Source organism: Streptomyces sp. NPDC032721 (assembly GCF_055579625.1).
Genome location: NZ_JBVIMX010000012.1, coordinates 103,878 through 120,448, shown reverse-complemented (window position 1 = coordinate 120,448; position 16,571 = coordinate 103,878). Strand labels below are relative to the sequence as shown.

The following is a 16,571-nucleotide window of genomic DNA, read 5'->3' as shown; positions in this document are numbered from 1 at the left end:
CTTACAGCTTCATCAGGCTGGCGTCGTCGACCGAGGCCGAGTGGCGGGACCGGAACAGCGACACGATGATCGCCAGGCCGACCACGACCTCGGCCGCGGCGACGACCATCGTGAAGAAGGCGATGATCTGGCCGTCGAGGTTGCCGTGCATCCGGGAGAACGCGACGAGTGCCAGGTTGCATGCGTTGAGCATCAGCTCGACGCACATGAACACGACGATGGCGTTGCGCCGGATCAGCACGCCCGCCGCGCCGATGGTGAACAACAGCGAGGCGAGATAGAGGTAGTTGACCGGACTCACTTGGCTGCCTCCTCTTCCCGCCGCGACGCCGGACGCTCCGCGTCGTGGCGTCCCAGCCGCTCCTCGGAGCGCTGCTCCAGTGCCTTCAGGTCGTTGAGGGCCTCGGTGGACACGTCGCGGATCTGGCCGCGCTCGCGCAGCGTCTGCATGACGGTCAGCTCGGACGGGGTGCCGTCCGGGAGCAGACCGGCGATGTCCACCGCGTTGTGCCGGGCGTAGACGCCGGGGGCGGGCAGCGGCGGCAGGTGCTTGCCTTCGCGTACGCGCTGCTCGGCCAGCTCGCGCTGGGTCTTGGCCCGCTCGGTGCGCTCGCGGTTGGTGAGGACCATCGCGCCGACGGTGGCGGTGATCAGCAGGGCGCCGGTGATCTCGAAGGCGAAGACGTACTTGGTGAAGATCAGCTCCGCCAGGCCCTGGACGTTGCCGCCCGCGTTGACCTTGGCCAGCCCGTTGAACTCCTTCAACTGGGCGTTGCGGATACCGGCGATGAGCAGGATGCCGAAGCCGAGTCCGCAGGTGGCGGCCAGCCAGCGCTGTCCCTTCAGCGTCTCCTTGAGGGAGTCCGCGGCGGTCACGCCGACGAGCATGACCACGAAGAGGAAGAGCATCATGATCGCGCCGGTGTAGACGACGATCTGGACGATGCCCAGGAAGTACGCCCCGTTGGCGAGGTAGAAGACCGCCAGGATGATCATGGTTCCGGCGAGGCACAGCGCACTGTGCACGGCCTTCTTCATCAGGATGGTGCACAGTGCACCGATGACGGCGACGGTGCCCAGGATCCAGAACTGCACGGCCTCGCCGGTCGAGGCGGCGGCGGCAAGCGCGCTCACGCTCCCACCACCTTGCTCGATGCGGGCTCGTCCTCGCCGAAGGTGGAGGCGCCCTCCTGGGGCCGCTCCCCCTTGCTCAGCGCGACCTGCCGGACGGTGCCGGGCGCGGCCTCGGTGACCAGGCCCCGGTAGTAGTCCTGCTCGTCCGTCCCGGGGAAGATCGAGTGCGGGGACTCGACCATGCCCTCGGTGAGACCGGCGAGGAGCTGGTCCTTGGTGTAGATGAGGTTCTCGCGGCTGCTGTCGGCCAGTTCGAACTCGTTGGTCATCGTGAGCGCCCGGGTGGGGCAGGCCTCGATGCACAGCCCGCACAGGATGCAGCGGGCGTAGTTGATCTGGTAGACGCGGCCGTAGCGCTCGCCCGGGGAGTAGCGCTCCTCCTCGGTGTTGTCCGCGCCCTCGACGTAGATCGCGTCGGCCGGACAGGCCCAGGCGCAGAGTTCGCACCCGATGCACTTCTCCAGGCCGTCGGGGTGCCGGTTGAGCTGGTGGCGGCCGTGGAAGCGCGGCGCGGTCACCTTCGGCGTTTCCGGGTACTGCTCGGTCAGCCGCTTCTTGAACATGGCCTTGAAGGTCACGCCGAAGCCGGCCACGGGGTTCTGCCAGGGGGTCCGGGGGTCCTCGCCCCGGGAAGATGCCTCAGACACCGTCCGCCTCCTTTCCGTCACTCTCAGTAGCAGTGTTGCCAGTATTGCCGCCGCCACTGACAACGAGCTCCCGCTCCTGCCGGGAGCGCCTGCGCGGCACCGGCGGCAGGGTCTGTCCGGGCAGCGGCGGCACCGGGAATCCGCCGGCCATCGGGTCGAACGCGGCCTGGTCCTGCGGCTGTTCGTCCTTGCCGCGGCGGAAGAAGTCCCACAGGAACGACAGCAGGAGCACCGCGATCACTCCCCCGGCCACGTACAGCACGATCTGCTGGTACTCGACGTTCGCGTTGCGCAGCGCCCGTACGGTCGCCACGAGCATCAGCCAGACCACCGAGACCGGGATCAGGACCTTCCAGCCCAGCTTCATCAACTGGTCGTAGCGCACGCGCGGAAGCGTGCCGCGCAGCCAGATGAAGAAGAACAGCAGCAACTGCACCTTGAGGATGAACCAGAGCATCGGCCACCAGCCGTGGTTCGCGCCCTCCCAGAAGGTGCTGATCGGGTACGGGGCCCGCCAGCCGCCCAGGAAGAGGGTGACCGAGACCGCCGAGACGGTGACCATGTTGACGTACTCGGCCAGCATGAACAGCGCGAACTTGATGGACGAGTACTCGGTGTTGAAACCGCCGACCAGGTCGCCCTCGGACTCCGGCATGTCGAACGGGGCGCGGTTGGTCTCGCCGACCATGGTGACGACGTAGATGATGAACGACACCGGCAGCAGGATGATGAACCACCGGTCCGCCTGCGCCTCCACGATCGCCGAGGTCGACATCGACCCGGAGTAGAGGAACACCGAGGCGAAGGCCGCGCCCATGGCGATCTCGTACGAGATCATCTGCGCGCAGGAGCGGAGTCCGCCGAGCAGCGGGTACGTCGAGCCGGATGACCAGCCCGCCAGGACGATGCCGTAGATGCCGACCGAGGCGCAGGCCAGGACGTACAGCATCGCGATCGGCAGGTCGGTGAGCTGCATCGAGGTGCGGTGCCCGAAGATCGACACCTCGTTGCCCGCCGGGCCGAAGGGGATGACCGCGATGGCCATGAACGCCGGGATCGCCGCGATGATCGGCGCCAGGATGTAGACGACCTTGTCGGCGCGCTTGACGACGACGTCTTCCTTCAGCATCAGCTTGATGCCGTCGGCGAGCGACTGGAGCATGCCCCAGGGGCCGTGCCGGTTGGGGCCGATGCGCAGCTGCATCCAGGCGACCACCTTGCGCTCCCACACGATGGAGAAGAGCACGGTGACCATCAGGAACGCGAAGCAGAAGACGGCCTTGATCGCGACAAGCCACCAGGGGTCCGTGCCGAACATCGACAGGTCTTCGGCGGCGAGTGGGTACGTCGTCATGCCGTCACCTCCGTCGGGGCGCTCGCCGCGGCCTTCGCGGGTGCGAGCGTGACCAGTTGTCCGGGGCGGGCCCCGGTGTCGGAGAGGACGCCGCCACCGGCCGAGTTCATCGGGAGCCAGACCACCCGGTCGGGCATCTCACTGACCTGGAGCGGCAGTTCGACGCTGCCGGCCGGGCCTGTGACGGCGATGACGTCGCCGTTCTTGACGCCGGTCTCGGCGGCGGTGGCGGCGGACAGCCTGGCCACGGCCGCGTGCCGGGTACCGGCCAGCGCCTCGTCGCCTTCCTGCAGCCTGCCCTGGTCGAGCAGCAGCCGGTGACCCGCGAGGACCGCTTCGCCGGCGCCCGCGCGGGGCAGTGGCCTGGAGGTCTCCAGCGGGGCGGAGGCGTACGTTCCGTCCCAGGCGCCGAGCCGGTCCATCTCACGCCGTACGGACTTCAGGTCCGGCAGCGCGAAGTGGACGTCCATCTGGTCCGCGAGCATGTGAAGCACGCGCGCGTCGCTGGGGGCGAGGGTGCGGGTCATCTGCTCGGGCTTGAGGGCGGCCTCGAACATCCGGGCCCTTCCCTCCCAGTTGAGGAAGGTGCCGGGCTTCTCGGCGACGGCCGCCACCGGAAGGACGACGTCCGCGTGGTCGGTGACCTCGCTGGGCCGCAGTTCCAGGGAGACCAGGAACCGCACCTCGTCGAGTGCCACGCGGGCGCGTGCCGGGTCCGGGAGGTCGCCGGGTTCGACTCCGGCGACGACCAGGGCGAGGAGTTCGCCGCCTGCGGCGGCCTCGATGATCTGGCCGGTGTCGCGGCCGTGGCGGTGCGGGAGTTCGGCCACCCGCCAGGCGGCGGCGACCTCTTCACGCGCGCGTGGGTCGGTCGCGGGGCGCCCGCCGGGCAGCAGCGAGGGGATCGCACCGGCCTCGATCGCGCCGCGCTCTCCGGCCCGGCGCGGGATCCACACCAGTTCGGCGCCGGTCGCGGCAGCCGCGCGTACCGCCGCGGTCAGCGCGCCCGGCACACCGGCGAGGCGCTCGCCGACCACGATGACCGCGCCCGGCTCGCGCAGGGCGTCGGCCGCGGTGGCCCCGTCGGCCTCCAGGCCCGCGTGTCCGGCCAGTGCGTCCAGCCAGTCGGTCTCGGTGCCGGGGGCGGCGGGGAGCAGGGTGCCGCCCGCCTTCTCCAGGCCCCGGGTGGCGTGCGAGGCGAGGGCGAAGGTGCGCTGGCCGTGCTTGCGGTGGGCCTTGCGCAGCCGCAGGAAGACGCCGGGCGCCTCCTCCTCGGACTCGAATCCGGCCAGGAGTACGGCCGGGGCCTTCTCCAGGGTGGTGTACGTGACCCCGGTGCCGTCGAGGTCGCGGCCCCGCCCGGCGACCCGGGCGGCCAGGAAGTCGGCCTCCTCGCCGCTGTGCACGCGCGCGCGGAAGTCGATGTCGTTGGTGTCCAGGGCGGTACGGGCGAACTTGCTGTACGCGTACGCGTCCTCGACGGTCAGCCGGCCGCCGGTGAGGACACCGGCACGCCCGCGTGCGGCGGAAAGACCCTTCGCGGCGGCGGCCAGTGCCTCCGGCCAGCTCGCGGGCTCCAGCTCACCGCTCTCCGCGTTCCGTACGAGAGGGGTCCCCAGGCGGTCGGGCCGCTGGGCGTAGCGGAACCCGAACCGCCCCTTGTCGCACAGCCACTCCTCGTTGACCTCCGGGTCCTCGGCGGCCATGCGCCGCATGACCTTGCCGCGCCGGTGGTCGGTGCGCGTCGCGCAGCCGCCCGCGCAGTGCTCGCAGACCGACGGCGAGGACACCAGGTCGAAGGGGCGCGAGCGGAAGCGGTACGCGGCCGAGGTGAGTGCGCCGACCGGGCAGATCTGGATGGTGTTGCCGGAGAAGTACGACTCGAAGGGGTCGCCCTCGCCGGTGCCGACCTGCTGGAGCGCGCCGCGCTCGATCAGCTCGATCATCGGGTCGCCCGCCACCTGGTTGGAGAACCGGGTGCAGCGCGCGCAGAGCACGCACCGCTCGCGGTCCAGGAGCACCTGGGTGGAGATCGGGACGGGCTTCTCGTACGTCCGCTTCTTGCCCTCGAAGCGGGAGTCCGCGTCGCCGTGCGACATGGCCTGGTTCTGCAGCGGGCACTCGCCGCCCTTGTCGCAGACCGGGCAGTCCAACGGGTGGTTGATCAGCAGGAGTTCCATCACTCCGCGCTGCGCCTTGTCGGCGACCGGCGAGGTGATCTGCGACTTGACGACCATGCCGTCGGTGCAGGTGATGGTGCAGGAGGCCATCGGCTTGCGCTGGCCCTCGACCTCGACGATGCACTGGCGGCAGGCGCCGGCCGGGTCGAGGAGGGGGTGGTCGCAGAACCGGGGGATCTCGATGCCGAGGAGTTCGGCGGCGCGGATCACCAGGGTGCCCTTGGGGACGCTGATGCCGATGCCGTCGATGGTGAGGGACACCAGGTCCTCGGGCGGAACCGCCGCCTCCCCTCCCCCGGAGGGAGCACTGTTGGTCGTGACGGTCATGCGTTCACCTCCAGGTGCTTGTCGGCCCACAGGGTCGACTTGGCAGGGTCGAAGGGGCAGCCCTTGCCGGTGATGTGCTGCTCGTACTCCTCGCGGAAGTACTTGAGGGAGGAGAAGATCGGCGAGGCCGCTCCGTCCCCGAGCGCGCAGAAGGACTTGCCGTTGATGTTGTCGGCGATGTCGTTGAGCTTGTCCAGGTCGGACATCTGCCCCTTGCCGGCTTCGATGTCGCGGAGCAACTGCACTAGCCAGTACGTCCCTTCACGGCAGGGCGTGCACTTGCCGCAGGACTCGTGGGCGTAGAACTCGGTCCAGCGGGTCACGGCCCGCACCACGCACGTCGTCTCGTCGAAGCACTGGAGCGCCTTGGTGCCGAGCATGGAACCGGCGGCTCCGACTCCCTCGTAGTCGAGGGGCACGTCCAGGTGCTCGTCGGTGAACATCGGGGTGGAAGAGCCGCCCGGCGTCCAGAACTTGAGCCGGTGTCCGGGCCGCATGCCGCCGCTCATGTCGAGCAGCTGGCGCAGGGTGATGCCCAACGGGGCCTCGAACTGGCCGGGGTTGGCGACATGGCCGCTCAGCGAGTACAGCGTGAAGCCCGGGGACTTCTCGCTGCCCATCGAACGGAACCAGTCTTTGCCCTTGTTGAGGATCGCGGGAACCGATGCGATCGATTCGACGTTGTTCACGACAGTGGGACAGGCGTAAAGACCGGCGACCGCAGGGAAGGGGGGACGCAGCCGGGGCTGGCCGCGACGGCCTTCGAGCGAGTCCAGCAGCGCGGTCTCTTCTCCGCAGATGTACGCACCCGCCCCCGCGTGCACGGTGAGTTCGAGATCGAGTCCGCTGCCGAGGATGTCCTTGCCGAGGTATCCGGCCTCGTACGCCTCCCGCACGGCCTCGTGCAGCCTGCGCAGTACGGGGACGGTCTCACCGCGCAGATAGATGAACGCGTGATTCGAACGGATCGCGTAACAGGCGATCACGATGCCCTCGACGAGGCTGTGCGGGTTCGCGAAGAGGAGCGGGATGTCCTTGCAGGTCCCCGGCTCCGATTCGTCGGCGTTGACAACTAGATAGTGCGGCTTACCGTCGCCCTGGGGAATGAACTGCCACTTCATCCCGGTGGGGAATCCGGCACCGCCCCGCCCGCGGAGACCGGAGTCCTTCACATAGGCGATCAGGTCGTCGGGGGTCATGGCGAGCGCCTTGCGCAGGCCCTCGTACCCCTCGTGCCTGCGGTAGGTCTCCAGCGTCCACGACTGGGGGTCGTCCCAGAAGGCGGACAGGACCGGTGAGAGCAGCTTCTCGGGGCTGTCCCCGTCGTTGCCGTTCCCGTTGCCGTCGATCTCGGTGGTCACGGTCATCACTCCCCCTCCTCGGACGAGGGCCCGGCCGGGTGCTGCTCGGGTGCGGCAGCGGGGTCGGAGGCCGAGGTCTGCTGCGGTGCGTCGTGCGAGCTGAGGTGCTGGGCGCCGGGCTGCGGCCCGTCCTGCTTGGTCTCGCCGCGCGGCGATACGACGCGGGGCGCGCCGAGCTTCTCGCCCTTGGCGAGCCTGAGTCCCAGCAGCGAGGCGTGGCCCGCGCCGCCGGAGGCCTCGACCGCGCCGGGGCGCTGGTCGGGGAAGCCGGCCAGGATGCGGGCGGTCTCCTTGTAGGTGCACAGGGGGGCGCCGCGGGTGGGCTCGACGGGGCGGCCCGCGCGCAGGTCGTCGACGAGCTTCTTGGCCGACTCGGGGGTCTGGTCGTCGAAGAACTCCCAGTTGACCATCACCACGGGGGCGTAGTCGCAGGCCGCGTTGCACTCGATGTGTTCGAGGGTGACCTTGCCGTCGGCGGTGGTCTCGTTGTTGCCCACGCCCAGGTACGACTTGAGCTCGTCGAAGATGGCGTCGCCGCCCATCACCGCGCACAGCGTGTTGGTGCAGACGCCTACCTGGTAGTCGCCGGAGGCCTTGCGCCGGTACATGGTGTAGAAGGTGGCGACCGCGGTGACCTCGGCGGTGGTGAGGTCGAGGACCTCGGCGCAGAAGCGCATGCCGGTGCGGGAGACGTACCCCTCCTCGGACTGCACGAGGTGCAGCAGCGGCAGCAGCGCGGAGCGGCTGTCGGGGTAGCGGCCGATCACCTCCTTCGCGTCCGCTTCGAGCCGGGCCCGGACCTCGTCCGGGTAGGCGGGTGCGGGCAGTTGGGGCATGCCCAGTGACACATCGGTCATCGGTCGACGCCTCCCATCACGGGGTCGATGGACGCGACGGCGACGATGACGTCGGCGACCTGGCCGCCCTCGCACATCGCTGCCATGGCCTGGAGGTTGGTGAAGGACGGGTCGCGGAAGTGGACCCGGTAGGGGCGGGTGCCGCCGTCGGAGACGACGTGCACGCCGAGTTCGCCCTTGGGGGACTCGACGGCCGCGTACGCCTGGCCCGCCGGGACCCGGAAGCCCTCGGTCACCAGCTTGAAGTGGTGGATCAGGGCCTCCATGGAGGTGCCCATGATCTTGCGGATGTGGTCGAGGGAGTTGCCGAGTCCGTCGGCCCCGATGGCCAGTTGGGCGGGCCAGGCGATCTTCTTGTCGGCGACCATGACCGGTCCGGGCTCCTTGAGGCGGGCCAGGCACTGCTCGACGATGTCGAGGGACTGGCGCATCTCTTCGAGCCGGATGAGGAACCGGCCGTAGGAGTCGCAGGTGTCGGCGGTGGGGACCTCGAAGTCGTAGGTCTCGTAGCCGCAGTACGGGTCGGTCTTGCGCAGGTCGTGCGGCAGGCCCGCCGAGCGGAGCACCGGTCCCGTGGCGCCCAGGGCCATGCAGCCGGTGAGGTCGAGGTAGCCGACGTCCTGCATGCGGGCCTTGAAGATGGGGTTGCCGGTGGCGAGCTTGTCGTACTCCGGCAGGTTCTTGCGCAGGGTCTTCAGGAGCTCGCTGAGCTTGTCCATGGCGCCCGGCGGGAGGTCCTGGGCGAGGCCGCCGGGGCGGACGAACGCGTGGTTCATCCGCAGGCCGGTGATCAGTTCGAAGGCGTCCAGGATGAGTTCGCGGTCCCGGAAGCCGTAGATCATGATCGTGGTCGCGCCGAGCTCCATGCCGCCGGTGGCGATGCACACCAGGTGCGAGGAGAGCCGGTTGAGCTCCATCAGCAGGACGCGGATGACGCTGGCCCGGTCGGGGATCTGCTCCGTGATGCCGAGCAGCTTCTCGACGCCCAGGCAGTACGCCGTCTCGTTGAAGAACGGCGTCAGGTAGTCCATGCGCGTGACGAAGGTGGTGCCCTGGGTCCAGTTCCGGAATTCGAGGTTCTTCTCGATGCCGGTGTGGAGGTAGCCGATGCCGCAGCGGGCCTCGGTGACGGTTTCGCCGTCGATCTCCAGGATCAGCCGGAGCACACCGTGGGTGGAGGGGTGCTGGGGACCCATGTTGACGACGATGCGCTCGTCGTCGGCCTTCGCCGCGGACTGGACGACTTCGTCCCAGTCGCCGCCGGTGACCGTGTAGACGGTGCCCTCGGTGGTCTCGCGCGCCGAGGCGGAGGAGGGGGCCTGCGCAGAAGAAGGGGGTGTGGTCACGAGTACGACCTCCGCTGGTCCGGAGCCGGGATCTGGGCGCCCTTGTACTCGACGGCGATGCCGCCGAGTGGGTAGTCCTTGCGCTGCGGGAAGCCCTGCCAGTCGTCCGGCATCATGATCCGGGTCAGGGCGGGGTGGCCGTCGAAGACCAGGCCGAAGAAGTCGTACGCCTCGCGCTCGTGCCAGTCGTTGGTCGGGTAGACCGACACCAGCGAGGGGACGTGCGGGTCGGCGTCGGGGGCGCTGACTTCGAGGCGGATCAGCCGGCCGTGGGTGAGCGAGCGAAGGTGGTAGACCGCGTGCAGCTCGCGTCCCTTGTCCTCCAGGAAGTGCACGCCGCTGACGCCGGTGCACAGCTCGAAGCGCAGGGCCGGGTCGTCGCGCAGCGTCCTGGCCACCTGGAGGAGGTGCTCGCGGGCGATGTGGAAGGTGAGTTCGCCGCGGTCGACGACCGTCTTCTCGATGGCATGGGAGGGGAGCAGGTCCTGCTCCTCCAGAGCGCCTTCCAGCTCGTCGGCGACCTCGTCGAACCAGCCGCCGTACGGCCGTGAGGTGGCGCCGGGGAAGGTGACGGTGCGGACGAGTCCTCCGTAACCCGTCGTGTCGCCTCCGTTGTTGGCGCCGAACATGCCCTTGCGGACGCGCAGCACCTCGGCGTTCTCGTCGCGCTGGGCGGGGACGCCGCCCACGCCGTCGTTCACTTCGTCGCTCACCGGAGCAGGCCCTTCATCTCGATGGTGGGGAGCGCCTTGAGGGCCGCTTCCTCCGCCTCGCGGGCCGCTTCCTCCGCGTTCACACCGAGCTTGGAGCCCTGGATCTTCTCGTGGAGCTTGAGGATCGCGTCCAACAGCATTTCGGGGCGGGGCGGGCAGCCCGGGAGGTAGATGTCCACGGGGACGATGTGGTCGACGCCCTGGACGATCGCGTAGTTGTTGAACATGCCGCCCGAGGAGGCGCAAACCCCCATGGAAATCACCCACTTGGGGTTCGGCATCTGGTCGTAGACCTGCCGCAGCACCGGCGCCATCTTCTGGCTGACCCGGCCCGCCACGATCATCAGGTCCGCCTGCCGCGGCGAGCCGCGGAAGACCTCCATGCCGAAGCGGGCCAGGTCGTACCGGCCCGCTCCCGTCGTCATCATCTCGATGGCGCAGCAGGCGAGGCCGAACGTCGCGGGGAAGACGGAGGACTTCCGCACCCAGCCCGCGGCCTGTTCGACCGTCGTCAGCAGAAAGCCGCTCGGCAGTTTCTCTTCGAGTCCCATGGGTGTTCCCTCAGCCCCTCAGTCCCATTCCAGGCCGCCGCGACGCCATACGTACGCGTACGCGACAAAAACGGTGAGCACGAAGAGCAGCATCTCGACGAGCCCGAAAATCCCCAGGGCGTCGAAGGAGACCGCCCAGGGGTAGAGGAAGACGATCTCGATGTCGAAGACGATGAACAGCATCGCCGTCAGGTAGTACTTGATGGGAAAGCGTCCGCCGCCGGCCGGCGTGGGAGTGGGCTCGATGCCGCACTCGTACGCTTCCTGCTTTGCCCGGTTGTAGCGCTTGGGGCCGATAAGCGTGGCCATGACCACGGAGAAGATCGCAAACCCTGCCCCGAGGGCGCCGAGCACAAGGATGGGCGCGTAAGCATTCACCCTCCTCGCTCCTTCCAGTCGTCCTTGACCGTTGGACCGCGCCGGGCTCGTGCATAACCCCGGAGCGGGGGGCCGGTGCGCCTCTCCCCGTCTCCCCCTCGTCCCTGACCGCGAGGACGGTATGAAGATCGCGGATATGTGAGGCAGTTCACAAGCCTGACTGCCCCGCATCCTATGCCTGCCGGTCTGTGATCTGCGACACGGGGTACGACAACGGCTTTGTGATCTCCACCACCTGACGAAGGATCATGAAGCCGGATGAGCGGTGATCTACGTACCGGAAGCACGCGAGTGATCACCAGACGTGACATTCGGTGGTGTTGCCGCTGGTCGGAGGCGTGTTGCTCTATCAAGAGGTGGCGCCTACAAGCAAATTGGAGCTGGACGCGATCCAGTGATACTGGCGCGGCGCGGTCGCGGCACTCCCCCGAACTCCCCGTCACCCCACCGCGCCCCCCCACTCCTCCACCCCCTCCCTCTCACTCGCGCGTGCGAGGGGGGTTCACGAATGCGGGTGGCCACGTGCACGCGTTCACTAACGGACGAGGCGCGGAAGTCAGGGACAGAGTCGGTGAAATCGGGCATGAATACAGGGAAGTCGGGAATGCGGGGGGCCAAGTGGCCGACAGGGGTGCCGAAGTGCTCGTAAACTGTGACCTGCGTCACAGCCGATGATCCGTCAGAAAAGCGGGCTTGGCCATGCGTGTGGACGGATGGTAGGCGTCGGGGCAATTCGGGCGAATCGCGGAAAACCCATGATCACAGGGCTGTGCGCCCGTGCCCGTTTTGACCGTTACGGCGTCAATAAGGCCGCGCGGACGCCGAATTCGGGCCACGCGTTGGCAACTGTGGCGCAGACCACGTTTCTTGATGCCGACTCGTTACCTCTGATAGCGGTTGTTCTCATGTCCCACACCGCTCACATACCCAGCCACCGGAAGCCCCGCCGCAGCGCCTCGAAGATGGCGCTCCGTGCCGGAGTTGCCGGTGGCGTCCTCAGCACCATCGCGGTGGCTGGTGCGGCGGCTCCGGCATACGCCGAGCCGGTGCACGAGACCATCGAGATGCCCGCGCTCGCCGCGGCCCCCGATGCTGCCGCCACGTCCACCGCTCCGGCCACGGCCAGTGCCGAGGCCACCCAGCAGATCGCCTTCGAGTACGACCGCGAGGCGCGCCAGCAGGCCGCCGCGGACGACGCCATGAAGGACGCCCGCCAGGCCCTGGCCGAGGCGGACCGCAAGGCCGAGGCCAAGAAGAAGGCGGACGAGGCCCGCGAGAAGGCCGAGAAGAAGGCCGAGCAGGAGCGCGCCTCGCGTTCCACCGAGCGTTCCACCCTCTCCGCCTCCTCCGGCTCCTCCAGCTCCTCGGAGGGCTCCGGCAGCTCCGCCAAGTCCTCCTCCAACGCCAGCGGCAGCGCCGCCGCCGTCATCGCGTTCGCCCGCGCCCAGGTCGGCGACGCGTACGTGATGGGCAGCACCGGCCCCAACGCGTGGGACTGCTCCGGTCTCATGCAGGCCGCGTTCGGCTCCATCGGCGTGGACCTGCCGCGCGTCTCGCAGGGTCAGTCGACCGCGGGCACGCAGGTCGGCCTCGACAACCTCCAGCCCGGCGACATCCTTTACTGGGGCAGCGCGGGCAGCGCGTACCACACGGCCGTCTACGTGGGCGGCGGCAACTTCGTCGGCGCGCAGAACTCCGGCACCGGTGTCGTGGAGCGTCCGCTCTCGTACGACCCGCCGACCGGCGCGGTCCGCGTTCTCTGATCCGACGTACTGCGATACGCCGAAGGGCCGTCGCCCCCACCGCTCGGGGGTGACGGCCCTTCGGCGTGTCCGGGCCTGGTCTAGTTCAGGTCTCCGAGGCCGGTGTTGGCACCGCACAGGACGACGGCCGTGCGCTCTCCCGGGGCCGGTTCGTACGCGTACGCCGTGGCCGCCGCGTGTTCCACGGCGAGCCGGCGCTCGTCCCAGAGGCGCTGCCGGGCCGCTACGATCGCCTCGTCCGTCACGAGCGCGGAACGCACTCCGTCCCGCTGCGCCACCGCGAGAGCCGTCTCCGAGACCCGTGGCGCGCCCAGCGAGTCCGAGGCGACCGAATCCACCGCAGCGTCGACGACCCGACCGGCCGCGAGTGCCTCGTGCAGCGAGCGGCACTTCTCCGGTTCCACCGCGACCACTTCGACCCCTGCCGCCAGCGCGGCGGTCGCCACGCCCGCGAACAGGCCGCCGCCGCCCACCGAGACGACGATCGAGTCCAGGCCGCCGGGGAGCTGCCGCAGGATCTCGTCCGTCAGGGTGCCTGCGCCTGCCGCGATGAGCGGGTGGTCGTACGCGTGGGAGGCGAGCGCGCCGGAGGTGGCCGCGAACTCCTCGCAGGCGGCCAGGGTCTCGTCGTAGCGCTTGCCTACGAGGCGTACTTCGGCGCCGTACGAACGCAGCCGTGCCACCTTGACCGGCGGTGCGGTCTCCAGCAGGAACACGGTCGCCCGCACGCCGTGCGCACGCGCCGCCCACGCGCAGGCGAGGCCGGCGTTGCCGCCGGAGGCGATGGTGAGGCCGGTGTCGGGGAGGGTGCCGGCTTCGCGGTGCGCGAGGAGAAAGTTCATGGCCCCGCGGGCCTTGAAGCTGCCGGTGTGCTGCATGAATTCGAGCGCGAGGGTGGTGTGGGGGGTGGTGTCGGGGGTGTCGGGGGTGGCTGGGGTGAGGGTGACGGGGCGGATGTGGGGGGTGATGCGGGTGGCGGCGGAGGTGATTTCTTGGGGGGTGAGGGTGGGGTTCGGCACGGGGGCTCCAGTTGATCGCTCGGGATACGAATGGCTCCGCACGGGGATGCGCCCCTTCAGGGGCACGGGGCTCCGCCGCGCGGGCGCGACCAGTTCCCCCCTCGCAGGGGTAACTCGCCGCACACTCCCCCGCGTGGGGGCGCGCCCCTTCAGGGGCGCGGGGCTGTAACACTCTGCGGCTCCGCCGCGCGGGCACGACCACCCCTCCTCGCAGGGGCACCGTGTACCCATCCCACCCCCGCGCGGGGGTGCGCCCCTTCAGGGGCGCGGGGAACTGCGCGGCCAGCCACGACGCACCCGCACCTCCCCCACCCACCCCAACCGGGCTGCCACCCCGGGGCCCGAGGCGCAGCCCCGGCAACCCACCCACCCCCGCCCGCCCACACGGGCCCGGGGCCCGGGGCGGAGCCCCGGTTTCGGGAAGGGGCGGGGTGGGGTGAAGCCCCGCGCAGCGGACCACTCGTGTACGGAGCGGGGGCCAAGGCGGAGCTGGGACGGGGCCCAGGGGTCCGGCTCCGCCGGGGGCCGCCCCCTTGCCCGCCCGTTCCGCCCCCGGGGGGCGGCCCCGCCGCCCAAGGGGGCTAGGGGGTGGGGGTAGGGGCGGCCCCGCCGCCCAAGGGGGCTAGGGGGTGCGGGTAGGGGCGGCCCCGTCGCCCAAGGGGGCTAGGGGGTAGGGGGAAAGGGGCGGCCCCGTCGCCCGAGGGGGCGGGGGTATGCCGCGCGCCCGAGGGGGCTCGGCGGGGCCCCGCCGCCCACGGAGGCGGGGGTGCGGGTTAGGAGTTGGGGGTTACCTTGGAGAGGCCGTTGATGATGCGGTCCATGGTGTCGCCGCCCGTGGGGTCCGTCAGGTTGGCGAGCATCTTGAGGGTGAAGCGCATCAGGACCGGGTGGGTCAGGCCCCGTTCCGTCGCCAGCTTCATGATCTTGGGGTTGCCGATGAGCTTCACGAAGGCGCGGCCCATCGTGTAGTACCCGCCGTAGGTGTCCTTGAGGACCTGGGGGTAACGGGCCAGCGCCATTTCCCGCTGGGCCGGCGTCGCCCGGGCGTGTGCCTGGACGATGACGTCCGAGGCGAGCTGCCCGGACTCCATGGCGTAGGCGATGCCCTCACCGTTGAACGGGTTGACCATGCCGCCCGCGTCGCCGACCAGCAACAGCCCCTTGGTGTAGTGCGGCTGGCGGTTGAAGGCCATCGGCAGCGCGGCACCGCGGATCGGCATCGTCATGTTCTCCGGGGTGTAGCCCCACTCCTCCGGCATCGACGCGCACCACGCCTTCAGCACCTCGCGCCAGTCCAGCTCCTTGAACGCCTTGGAGGAGTTGAGGATGCCGAGCCCGACGTTGGACGTGCCGTCGCCCATGCCGAAGATCCAGCCGTAGCCGGGCAGCAGCCGGTCCTGCGGACCACGCCGGTCCCACAGCTCCAGCCAGGACTCCAGGTAGTCGTCGTCGTGGCGCGGCGAGGTGAAGTACGTGCGGACGGCCACGCCCATCGGGCGGTCGTCGCGCCGGTGCAGGCCCATCGCCAGGGACAGCCGGGTGGAGTTGCCGTCGGCGGCGACCACCAGCGGGGCGTGGAAGGTGACGGGCAGCTTCTCCTCGCCCAGCTTGGCCTCGACGCCGGTGATGCGGCCGGTACGGGAGTCCAGGACCGGGGCGCCGACGTTGCAGCGCTCGTACAGCCTGGCGCCCGCCTTCTGCGCCTGCCTGGCGAGCTGCTCGTCGAAGTCGTCGCGCTTGCGGACCAGCCCGTAGTCGGGGAAGGACGCGAGCTCCGGCCAGTCCAGCTGGAGCCGCTGGCCGCCGCCGATGATGCGCAGGCCCTTGTTGCGCAGCCAGCCCGCCTCCTCGGAGATGTCGATGCCCATCGACACCAGCTGCTTGGTGGCGCGCGGAGTCAGCCCGTCGCCGCAGACCTTCTCGCGCGGAAACGCCGTCTTTTCGAGGAGGAGTACGTCGAGTCCGGCCTTCGCCAGGTAGTACGCGGTGGCCGAACCGGCGGGTCCGGCCCCGACGACGATCACATCTGCGCTGTGCTCGGAGGGGGTCGCGGTCACGGGCTGCTCGGTCACGGCGTGGTCTCCCGTAGAACTCGGAGTCGATTAAGTGCCTTGACGGCACAGGTCGAAGGGCAGTCTATGGGGGCGTACTCCTCACTCACCCGAAGGGCTGTCCCGATGACCCTCACGCCCCCCTTGTCCCCCGCGCCGTCCCGCGCGCTCCCCACCGTGCGGTTGCGGGTGCCGATCGAGGAGGACGCGTACACCTGGTACGACGTGTTCAAGGACCGCGAGGTCATGGAGTTCCACGGCGGGAAGCCGGCCGGTGTGTCGGTGTACGAGGAACTGACCGCCAGGCAGCGCAAGCACGACGCCGAACTGGGCTTCTGCCTGTGGACGCTGCTCGACGAGCACGACACGGTGATCGGCTTCACCGGCGCGCAGCCGTGGCCGCACCAGCACTTCGGCCCGGTCGGCGAGATCGAGATCGGCTGGCGGCTCGGCCGTGCGTACTGGGGCCGCGGGTACGCGACCGCCGCCGCGCGGGCAACCCTGGAACGGGTCGGGGCTGCGGGCGTGCCGGAGGTGACGGCCATGGTCGACGCGCGCAACGTCCGCTCCGTCGCGGTCGCCGAGCGGCTCGGCATGCGGCGCACCGAGACGTTCGTGGTGCCGGGCGCGGAGCCGGAGCGCAAGGGCTACTGCTACCGGCTGGCGCTCTGAGGCGCCGCTCGTACGAGGAGGGCCCGGGGGTGAGCACGTGTGCGGTGTGCTCGCCCGCCGGGCCCTCGGCGTTCCGGCTCCCCGGCGTTATGCGCCGAGCCCCTTGGTGCCGCCCTGGCCCGGTGGCTGCCAGCCCGGCTGCGGGGGGGGGGGGGGGGGGGGGGGGGAGGGGGGGGGGGGGGGGGGGGGGGGGGGGGGGGGGGGGGGGAGGGAGGGGG

General features: G+C 70.1%; 15 protein-coding genes. 2 read left to right on the top strand and 13 right to left on the bottom strand.

Translation table 11 applies throughout. From position 1 onward, the window contains the following. Position 1: 1 nt before the first annotated feature. The 11 genes from nuoK to ACZ5PB_RS25140 are packed head-to-tail and all read right to left on the bottom strand — an operon-like array spanning position 2 to position 10,848. The gene (gene nuoK / locus ACZ5PB_RS25190; protein ID WP_468694006.1) at positions 2 to 301 is read right to left on the bottom strand and encodes an NADH-quinone oxidoreductase subunit NuoK; all 300 of its coding nucleotides are present in this window, start codon (positions 299 to 301) and stop codon (positions 2 to 4) included. Further along, positions 298 to 1,134, bottom strand: a complete 837-nt coding sequence (locus ACZ5PB_RS25185) for an NADH-quinone oxidoreductase subunit J (protein WP_468694005.1) — start codon at positions 1,132 to 1,134, stop codon at positions 298 to 300. Before ACZ5PB_RS25185 ends, nuoK begins: the two co-directional genes overlap by 4 nt. Beyond that, positions 1,131 to 1,781, bottom strand: coding sequence for an NADH-quinone oxidoreductase subunit NuoI (nuoI, locus tag ACZ5PB_RS25180; protein ID WP_468694004.1), 651 nt, complete (start codon positions 1,779 to 1,781; stop codon positions 1,131 to 1,133). Before nuoI ends, ACZ5PB_RS25185 begins: the two co-directional genes overlap by 4 nt. Beyond that, positions 1,774 to 3,135 (bottom strand): NADH-quinone oxidoreductase subunit NuoH, encoded by a 1,362-nt coding sequence (nuoH, locus tag ACZ5PB_RS25175; RefSeq protein WP_468694003.1) that lies wholly within the window; start codon positions 3,133 to 3,135, stop codon positions 1,774 to 1,776. The genes nuoI and nuoH overlap by 8 nt, the downstream gene beginning before the upstream one ends. After that, positions 3,132 to 5,642, bottom strand: coding sequence for an NADH-quinone oxidoreductase subunit G (locus ACZ5PB_RS25170; RefSeq protein WP_468694002.1), 2,511 nt, complete (start codon positions 5,640 to 5,642; stop codon positions 3,132 to 3,134). Before ACZ5PB_RS25170 ends, nuoH begins: the two co-directional genes overlap by 4 nt. Continuing rightward, the gene (nuoF, locus tag ACZ5PB_RS25165; protein WP_468694001.1) at positions 5,639 to 7,009 is read right to left on the bottom strand and encodes an NADH-quinone oxidoreductase subunit NuoF; all 1,371 of its coding nucleotides are present in this window, start codon (positions 7,007 to 7,009) and stop codon (positions 5,639 to 5,641) included. Before nuoF ends, ACZ5PB_RS25170 begins: the two co-directional genes overlap by 4 nt. Beyond that, a complete protein-coding gene (nuoE, locus tag ACZ5PB_RS25160; RefSeq protein ID WP_468694158.1) occupies positions 7,009 to 7,839 on the bottom strand; it encodes an NADH-quinone oxidoreductase subunit NuoE in 831 nt (276 codons plus the stop codon). Before nuoE ends, nuoF begins: the two co-directional genes overlap by 1 nt. 17 nt (positions 7,840 to 7,856) lie before the next feature. After that, a complete protein-coding gene (locus tag ACZ5PB_RS25155; protein ID WP_468694000.1) occupies positions 7,857 to 9,206 on the bottom strand; it encodes an NADH-quinone oxidoreductase subunit D in 1,350 nt (449 codons plus the stop codon). Beyond that, a complete protein-coding gene (locus ACZ5PB_RS25150) occupies positions 9,203 to 9,919 on the bottom strand; it encodes an NADH-quinone oxidoreductase subunit C (RefSeq protein WP_468693999.1) in 717 nt (238 codons plus the stop codon). Before ACZ5PB_RS25150 ends, ACZ5PB_RS25155 begins: the two co-directional genes overlap by 4 nt. After that, positions 9,916 to 10,470, bottom strand: a complete 555-nt coding sequence (locus ACZ5PB_RS25145; protein WP_468693998.1) for a NuoB/complex I 20 kDa subunit family protein — start codon at positions 10,468 to 10,470, stop codon at positions 9,916 to 9,918. The genes ACZ5PB_RS25150 and ACZ5PB_RS25145 overlap by 4 nt, the downstream gene beginning before the upstream one ends. 18 nt (positions 10,471 to 10,488) lie before the next feature. Continuing rightward, entirely contained in the window at positions 10,489 to 10,848 is a 360-nt protein-coding gene (locus ACZ5PB_RS25140) for an NADH-quinone oxidoreductase subunit A (RefSeq protein WP_189821185.1), read from the bottom strand. A 905-nt stretch (positions 10,849 to 11,753) separates the two neighbouring features. Here ACZ5PB_RS25140 and ACZ5PB_RS25135 point away from each other — a divergent pair. Further along, a complete protein-coding gene (locus ACZ5PB_RS25135; protein WP_468693997.1) occupies positions 11,754 to 12,611 on the top strand; it encodes a C40 family peptidase in 858 nt (285 codons plus the stop codon). A gap of 80 nt (positions 12,612 to 12,691) precedes the next feature. Here the strand turns inward: ACZ5PB_RS25135 and ACZ5PB_RS25130 are convergent, their stop codons facing one another. Continuing rightward, positions 12,692 to 13,630 carry a threonine/serine dehydratase gene (locus ACZ5PB_RS25130; RefSeq protein WP_468693996.1) on the bottom strand — a complete coding sequence of 313 codons (939 nt, stop codon included), beginning with the start codon at positions 13,628 to 13,630 and terminating at the stop codon, positions 12,692 to 12,694. 773 nt (positions 13,631 to 14,403) lie between these two features. Then, the gene (locus tag ACZ5PB_RS25125; RefSeq protein ID WP_468694157.1) at positions 14,404 to 15,687 is read right to left on the bottom strand and encodes a geranylgeranyl reductase family protein; all 1,284 of its coding nucleotides are present in this window, start codon (positions 15,685 to 15,687) and stop codon (positions 14,404 to 14,406) included. A 120-nt stretch (positions 15,688 to 15,807) separates the two neighbouring features. Between ACZ5PB_RS25125 and ACZ5PB_RS25120 the strand changes: the two genes are divergently transcribed. Further along, positions 15,808 to 16,353, top strand: coding sequence for a GNAT family N-acetyltransferase (locus ACZ5PB_RS25120; RefSeq protein WP_468693995.1), 546 nt, complete (start codon positions 15,808 to 15,810; stop codon positions 16,351 to 16,353). The last annotated feature ends 218 nt before the right edge of the window (positions 16,354 to 16,571 follow it).